Source organism: Stygiolobus sp. CP850M (assembly GCF_037389425.1).
GTDB lineage: Archaea > Thermoproteota > Thermoprotei_A > Sulfolobales > Sulfolobaceae > Stygiolobus.
In genome coordinates this window covers 23308-30307 of the sequence record NZ_JBBHKR010000068.1, presented here as the reverse complement: position 1 = coordinate 30307, position 7000 = coordinate 23308, and the positions used below count along the sequence as shown (strand labels likewise).

Annotated in this window: 7 protein-coding genes; 4 read left to right on the top strand and 3 right to left on the bottom strand. The window is 39.7% G+C overall.

Annotated features, from left to right (window positions below; translation table 11 throughout):
• Positions 1–56: 56 nt before the first annotated feature.
• Complete coding sequence (locus WIW89_RS09050; protein ID WP_443296454.1) at positions 57–839, top strand: hypothetical protein; 783 nt, start codon at positions 57–59, stop codon at positions 837–839.
• Positions 840–947: 108 nt separating this feature from the next.
• On the opposite strand, the gene WIW89_RS09045 is transcribed toward WIW89_RS09050, so the two are convergent.
• From WIW89_RS09045 to WIW89_RS09035, 3 genes are read right to left on the bottom strand one after another with little or no spacing between them, the layout of a single operon-like run.
• Positions 948–1856 (bottom strand): hypothetical protein, encoded by a 909-nt coding sequence (locus tag WIW89_RS09045; protein WP_337720509.1) that lies wholly within the window; start codon positions 1854–1856, stop codon positions 948–950.
• Complete coding sequence (locus WIW89_RS09040; RefSeq protein ID WP_337720508.1) at positions 1846–2544, bottom strand: lycopene cyclase domain-containing protein; 699 nt, start codon at positions 2542–2544, stop codon at positions 1846–1848. The genes WIW89_RS09045 and WIW89_RS09040 overlap by 11 nt, the downstream gene beginning before the upstream one ends.
• Positions 2505–3395 (bottom strand): phytoene/squalene synthase family protein, encoded by an 891-nt coding sequence (locus WIW89_RS09035; RefSeq protein ID WP_337720507.1) that lies wholly within the window; start codon positions 3393–3395, stop codon positions 2505–2507. Before WIW89_RS09035 ends, WIW89_RS09040 begins: the two co-directional genes overlap by 40 nt.
• A gap of 98 nt (positions 3396–3493) precedes the next feature.
• Between WIW89_RS09035 and WIW89_RS09030 the strand changes: the two genes are divergently transcribed.
• The 3 genes from WIW89_RS09030 (at position 3494) to WIW89_RS09020 (ending at position 6971) form a co-directional block, all read left to right on the top strand.
• On the top strand, positions 3494–3961 hold the full coding sequence (locus tag WIW89_RS09030) for a sterol desaturase family protein (RefSeq protein ID WP_337720506.1): 468 nt from the start codon (positions 3494–3496) through the stop codon (positions 3959–3961).
• A complete protein-coding gene (locus WIW89_RS09025; RefSeq protein WP_337720505.1) occupies positions 3958–5385 on the top strand; it encodes a phytoene desaturase family protein in 1428 nt (475 codons plus the stop codon). The genes WIW89_RS09030 and WIW89_RS09025 overlap by 4 nt, the downstream gene beginning before the upstream one ends.
• Before the next feature lie 341 nt (positions 5386–5726).
• Positions 5727–6971: an ATP-binding protein gene (locus WIW89_RS09020; RefSeq protein ID WP_337720504.1), complete on the top strand. Its 1245-nt coding sequence runs from the start codon at positions 5727–5729 to the stop codon at positions 6969–6971.
• Positions 6972–7000: the final 29 nt, after the last annotated feature.

Genomic DNA, 7000 nt, shown 5'->3' with positions numbered 1-7000 from the left:
AGCAAGGGGAAGCTATTGCGTCTCTTCAAGAGACTGTAGATAGGCATACAGAAGCAATCAAGTCTCTTCAAGAAGCTGTTAAGAAGCAAGGGGAAGCTATTGCGTCTCTTCAAGAGACTGTTAATCGACACACATTAGCCATTGAGGGGCTTCAAGAAGCTGTTAAGAAGCAAGGGGAAGCTATTGCGTCTCTTCAAGAGACTGTAGATAGGCATACAGAAGCAATCAAGTCTCTTCAAGAAGCTGTTAAGAAGCAAGGGGAAGCTATTGCGTCTCTTCAAGAGACTGTTAATCGACACACATTAGCCATTGAGGGGCTTCAAGAAGCTGTTAAGAAGCAAGGGGAAGCTATTGCGTCTCTTCAACAAACCGTTAAAGAACACGGGGAAGCAATAGAAGCGTTGCAAAAGGCGGTGCTTAGATTAGGTAGAGAGGTTAAGAAACTCTCAGTTGAAGTAGGTAGTTTTACAAATAGAGCTGGGAAAGGTATGGAGAAAGCGATGTTGAAGCTTTATAAGAAGGCATTAGAACTTCACGGGGTTGACCCAAGGAGAGTTGTTCACGGCTTTATCATAGATGACGAAGGGGTAATTGAGAAGGGTAAAGTGTTTGAGGTTGATTTTTATGAGACGAATGATTATGTTTATGTATTTGAGATAAAGAACTTAGCTGATAAAGGAGCGTATGATCAGATCATTATTAGGAAGAAATTATTCTCTACGAAGTACAAGAATAAGAAAATAAAAATATTCTTAGTAGCAAATTTTGTTGATAAGAATGTAAAGAAGAAGCTAGAAGAAGAAGGAGTAGAAATCATTGCCTCTCATGTTATTAAGTGATTAAAAGCTTTATATTTGACCTTTCACGAGTCTTTCAACATTTTCCTAAAGGCAACACATGATTAACGTTGCTTCAAATACTGACTAGAATCCTTGTGACTAGTGTCTTTATTCTCTAAAGCGTGTGGCTATTAAATAGCTTAAGTAAACTTCATTGCAGAATACTCTTGCGAATCTAGCTGGAGACCATCCGAGAGTCCCACCAAAATCTTCTCTAATCTTGTATCGTATAAATTCCCTCTTTTTTACTGATAAAGAGAGCCAAACGTCCTCATGCGAATTTATGAATGTAGGGTCCAATACTTCTCCTTTTTCCGCAAAGGACTTAGGAATTACAAAGAAACTCCCTACATTATAAAACGAAGTAATCTCCTCTCCTATTATTCTTTTTAAAGCCCCCCTTAATGGACCCAATTGTGATTCCATTATAGCCAAATAGGGTGTATCAAATTTTTTCCAAAACCTAGCGTAAGCTTCTCCTTGCACGACTATTACGTGATTTCTGGTTATTTTACCGAACTTTACCATCATCTCGGGAAAGTAATCGGCTATTCTGAACAAGTACATCTTATAAGAGTGGTATTTACCCTTATCAGCGTAAACCAATTCAACGTCTTTCCTATCTAGGGTAGATAGTTCATCTACCAATACTTTGCTTTCATCTACCTTATAGACATCGTCATTAGATACTACTATCCATGAAGGAGAAAATTTTTCTAAGGCGTATTTTACCCCCGCATTTACACTCCTAGCGTAGTTAAAGTATTTTCCTCCAGATATCACAAAGATAATTTTGAGACCGTTAAAAACCGTTAAAGCTCTTCTCTGATATTCCTCATTTATACTCGGAATTACTACTACGACTTCACTGTCCCCTTTTTCACTCTCCTTTATCTTAATATCCGTTGTAGGTCTGTTTTTCATCCATGTTATTAACTCTTCTCTACTCTTGAATTGCTCATAAAATTCTAATACCTCTCTATAGTCCTCACTGTGAAATTTCGTCTCATCTACCACTCCTAATCACACTCCTTGATAAGACTCTATAAAATAATGCATAATATATAAACATCGAAAGGGAGTAGAGGAAGTCTTCTATAGGTATAGTGGTTACTCTTATACCGATTATTGCACCCTTACCGTAAATCACTACTGGTAGTGAGGTAAGAAAGTAATCAAAGACGAGAAAAGGTACATAAGTAGTTACTATAAACAACCAAAAAGATAAAGACCTAAGCATATCTGGGTCTAGAAAGGACGAAAGAAGAATTGCCAAGCCAAGGTAAATCAATACCACGAAAGTGTAACTATGAGTAAAAAATAGAATACTAGACAAAGCTATAGAGCCCCCAAGTAAAGTAAAGACTCCCCTCTTAATGTGTAACTTAGTCTTTACCTTTAAATCATAAATCTCGTAAAACACTAACGAACTAAACGGGACTACGAAAAAGAACTCTATCTCTTCTATGGGTAAGTCAATTACTCTAATAGGCAAAACATATTCAGGGTTAAAGCTCCATGTACCTATTTTCACGGCAATGAAGTCCCATATCAGGTAGAGTAATGCTGTAAGGCCTATAGCAGATAAAATAGCTCCGTAAGACCTTAGTCTTCTCGTCCAAGGTATTATTGTGAACACTACACCGGGTAGTAAAATCATTAAGTCTATTTCCTCATAAGCGAGATGTTTGAGAAATATCTCCAAATCGGAACACCTAATGCATTTTCTATAGCTCTCGTGATTATTTTATTTTTCTTCGGCTTAACTTTAGTTGAGTAAACCACTAGAGGCGACTTATATATAACCTTAGCCGTCCATTTATACATATCGTTAGCCGTCTTTATCGGGATAAGGTAACGGTACGGAATGTATTTATACCCTTTTTCTGCTTCTTTCACCCAGTCGAAGTACAATTTTATTAAGTTCCTCATCATACTTTCAAACTCCTTGATACGCTCCTTTACTTCTTCCTCCCGCAGAGAAGATAGATTGAATTTTCTCAGTATTTCAGTCGGTATGTACTGTCTGTTTAAAATTAGGTCCTCCTTTATGTCTCTAATAAAGTTAATAAACTGCATACTTTTTCCTAGTATCTTAGCGTAAGGCTCAGCTTCTCTATTAAGGTTCAGTATTCTGCTCATCATCAGGCCTATAACCTCAGCAGATCCGTACATGTACTCTTCTAACTCTTCCATTGTTTCGTACCTCTTCTTGTAGATGTCCATTTCCATAGACCTCAGAAAACTGTCAGCCCAAGACTCTTCAAATTGTTTTTCTCTTTCCAGTTTTACAAAATTATCTATCACCAGATCTTTAGACTTTCCCTCCCTTCTGGCACGATAAAACTCCTCAACGAATTGATAAAACTTCTCCACCTCTTGCGGGATCGAATCTACGTAATTATCCGCAACTCTTACAAAGGCATAAAGCCTGGTTACATCCTTTCTAACTCTAGGAGGGAAGAAGAGGCTACTATTGAAGTACGTAGTACTACCCTTTTTAAATATCTCCAACAGTTTTGAATCAACGTAAAGGTGATCGTTTTCATTTTTCAAAACATTAAGCACCAACTTAAACTCTGTTAAAGAAGTTAAGATTATTTGTATTAAGTATTAGGACACACTCTTATTTTATTCTTAACGAAGATTATATTATGATATCACTACTATACTTTCTTGTGGGGATCACGACTTTTATAGCTATGGAATTCGTCGCGAGACTAATGCATAAATACTTGATGCACGGGATACTTTGGAGTATACACAAAGACCATCACTACCCTACTTCTTCCGCTTTTCAGAGGAACGACCTTTTTGGGTTGATATTTGCAGGGATATCAATCTACTTGATCATCGAGTGGATGATAGGTGGGAACCTAATGTATTTGGCTATCGCTCTGGGGATGACCGGTTACGGTATAGCATACTTTACAATTCACGACATGATTATACATAACCGTCACTTAAGGTTGAGGAAGAAAGCAATGAAAAACAGTTTATTAAGGACTTTAATAGAAGTCCACGACGTGCACCACAAAGAAGGAAAAGGTAATTGGGGATTCCTATTTGTTATCCCGGGAATTGATAAGATACCCAAAAAAGAAGGTGTTAGGGCTCAATGAGAGCTGTAATAGTAGGTGGAGGTTTTTCCGGTCTAGCTACAGCGTCTCTTTTGTCTAGGCAAGGCTTTGAAGTAACTCTGATAGAAAAAAACAACTCTCTGGGTGGCAGAGCTAGGGTATTCGAAGAAAAAGGGTATAAATTTGACATGGGGCCCTCTTGGTACTTAATGCCTGAGGTGTTTGACTGCTTATTCTCGTCCATCGGAAAGAGAAGACCTTACGACCTCGTTAAGCTTTCTCCTTCCTTTAAGCTCACAATAGACTGGAAAAAGGATATAGTAATATACCCCGACTTAGATGACAATAAGGAGGAGTTGAATAAGATCGAAAGTAACGGTTTTGAGAAAATGGAAAAATACGTAGATTACACGCGGTACATGTACAAAGTGGCCATGGAGAAATTTCTATATAGAGAATACAAGAGTATTGGAGACCTTTTCACAAGAGAGGTTATGGGAGAAGCATTAAAATTAGGACTTTTTAGTAGTCTGGAGAACTTTAACAGGAAGTTCTTCCAGTCGGAGGACATGTTAAAGCTCACTGGATTCGCTTCCGTATTCTTAGGCGGTTCTCCAGATGTAATACCCGGTCTTTATGCGTTAGTGAACTATCCGATATTCGGTCAAGGCGTGTATTATCCTAAAGGTGGGTTCGGGAAAGTAGCGGAGAGTTTGGTAGGAAATTATGAAGTTAGATTGGGAGAGGAAGTGAGCGGCTCAAAAGTAGTAAACGGTAAGATTCACAGTGTGAAAACTGATAAAGGGGAAGTTGAAGGTGATGTTTTCGTATTTTCAGGTGACTACAAGTGGTTAGATCAAAACGCCTTACCGGTGGGTTATTCTAACTACGACCAAAATTACTGGAACACGAGAGTTTACGCACCATCTGCCGTTTTAGCTTTCGTTGGAATAAGGGACAGTATAGACGAGCCCCACCACCACATAGTGATCAAAGGGAATTGGAAAGAACACTTCTCCTCAATCTTTAACGGCTCTCCCCTCCCTGAGGAGTTGTCTTACTACGTTAGTATTAGGAGTAAGAGCGAGAAAGATCTAGCACCAGAAGGCGGTGACTCACTGTTCTTTTTAATCCCTCTTCCACCCGGGTTTAGGGGAGATACGGAACACATAGCAAGAAGGATAGTTAATGAGTACCTGAGCAAACACGGTGTTAAGGATGTCGATTACATGAGGTTTTTCACACCCAGTGACTTTGAAGTAGAATATAATGCGACTCTAGGTACGGCATTTGGTCTAGCTCACACGCTATCACAGACCGCATTATTCAGACCGGCGTTTAGGAGCAGGAGGATACAAAACTTGTTCTACACGGGACAGTACACTCACCCCGGTATCGGTGTACCTATGGTCCTGATATCTGCTCAAGTCGTGAGTGAAATTATAACAAATAAATTCAACCGCTGACTCCTCAAGGTGTGGTTGAAAAGTACCTCTAGTATTTTGAGACTAACACAAGAGAACGACACAACGGATGTAACTCCCTTCGTCGATTTTGAGTACCTTGCCTAACGTATACTCAAATAAAGGGAAGAATTGAGAACTTCTTAAACGAGTACCCTTCCCTTGAGGATAGGAGATAACTTCAGTTGTATAACCAACAAAGACTAAACCACATACTAGCACTGATAGATCTACAACTCTCTTTTTCTATCTCTTCTTTCGTTTACAATAAGTGGTCTCTATCAGACCAGTTAGAACGTGAAAGTGGTCAGAAAACGACTTAAAGGCCAGTCGAAAAAGATATTGTGGAAGAGAGGATAAAGAGTTTCATAGCCGAATGGCTGACCAACAAATTGCCAAAACTCTTAGAACGGGAGCTCTCTTTACCCGTAGACAAGGACTACGTCATAACCGTCACGGGCGGTAGGAGGAGTGGTAAGACTTTCTTATTATACCAGACCATAAAAAAGGTAGTAGAGAACGGGCTAGCCTCCTTTGACGAAATACTCTACGTGGACTTTGAGGATTACAGGCTAAAGGGAGTAAGCGTGGACGACTTAGACAACATTGTGAAAGCGTTTGTAGAACTTACCGGGAAACAGCCTAAATACATTTTCTTTGACGAGATCCAGAACGTAAAAGGGTACGGAAGTTGGTTTAAGAAGAGGTATAACTATAAAGTATTTTTAAGCGGGTCCTCGTCAGAACTTACGCCCCTGAGAATCGCCGAGGAGTTAAGAGGTAGGAGCGTAAATTATGAAGTCTATCCCTTGTCATTTCGTGAGTTCCTTAAGTTTAAGGGCTTCACGTACACACCTTTAATGGACTACACTCCGCAAAGGGGGAAGATATTGTCACTACTTAGGGAGTATTTACAATACGGAGGTTACCCGGCTGTGGTCTTGGAAAAAGAGGACAAAATAGGGTTATTAAAGTCCTACTTTGAATCCGTAGTAATAAGGGACTTATCTCTGGTTAAGCCAGCGATAGCTGAGCTCTTCGCAAGTTTCATTGTCTCTAATTACTCCAACTTGGTAAGCATAAACAAGACGTATAACTACTTAAGGGGTTTAGGGGTGAAAGTGGGGAAGGAGACGGTCATAGAGTTGTTCGCAAAGGCCAACGAGACTTACTTCGCGTTTCTAGTCGAGGAATTTGAGAAGAGTGAAAGTAAGAGGAAGGCAAACCCTAAAAAGGTTTACATAACAGACACCGGTTACCCGACGGCACTAGGTCTAGAGTTCTCGATATCGAGGGCTATGGAGAACACTGTTTATATCGAATTAAGAAGGAGGGGGTATAAGGAAGTATTCTACTGGAAGGGGAAAAGAGAGGTGGACTTCGTGGTCTCTAAGAACTTTGAGCCAAAGAGCCTAATACAAGTGACTTACGCTACTGATAAGATCGAGGACAGAGAGATCGAAGGACTCATTGAGGCTAAAGATGCGTTAAAGGTTGATGAAGCCCTAATCCTCACGTGGGACTATGAGGGTCAGGTAAATGGGTTTAAGGCCGTACCGCTGTGGAAATGGTTATTACGACCAGCGTGATAATAAGTAATTAGTCTGATGTTAGGGTG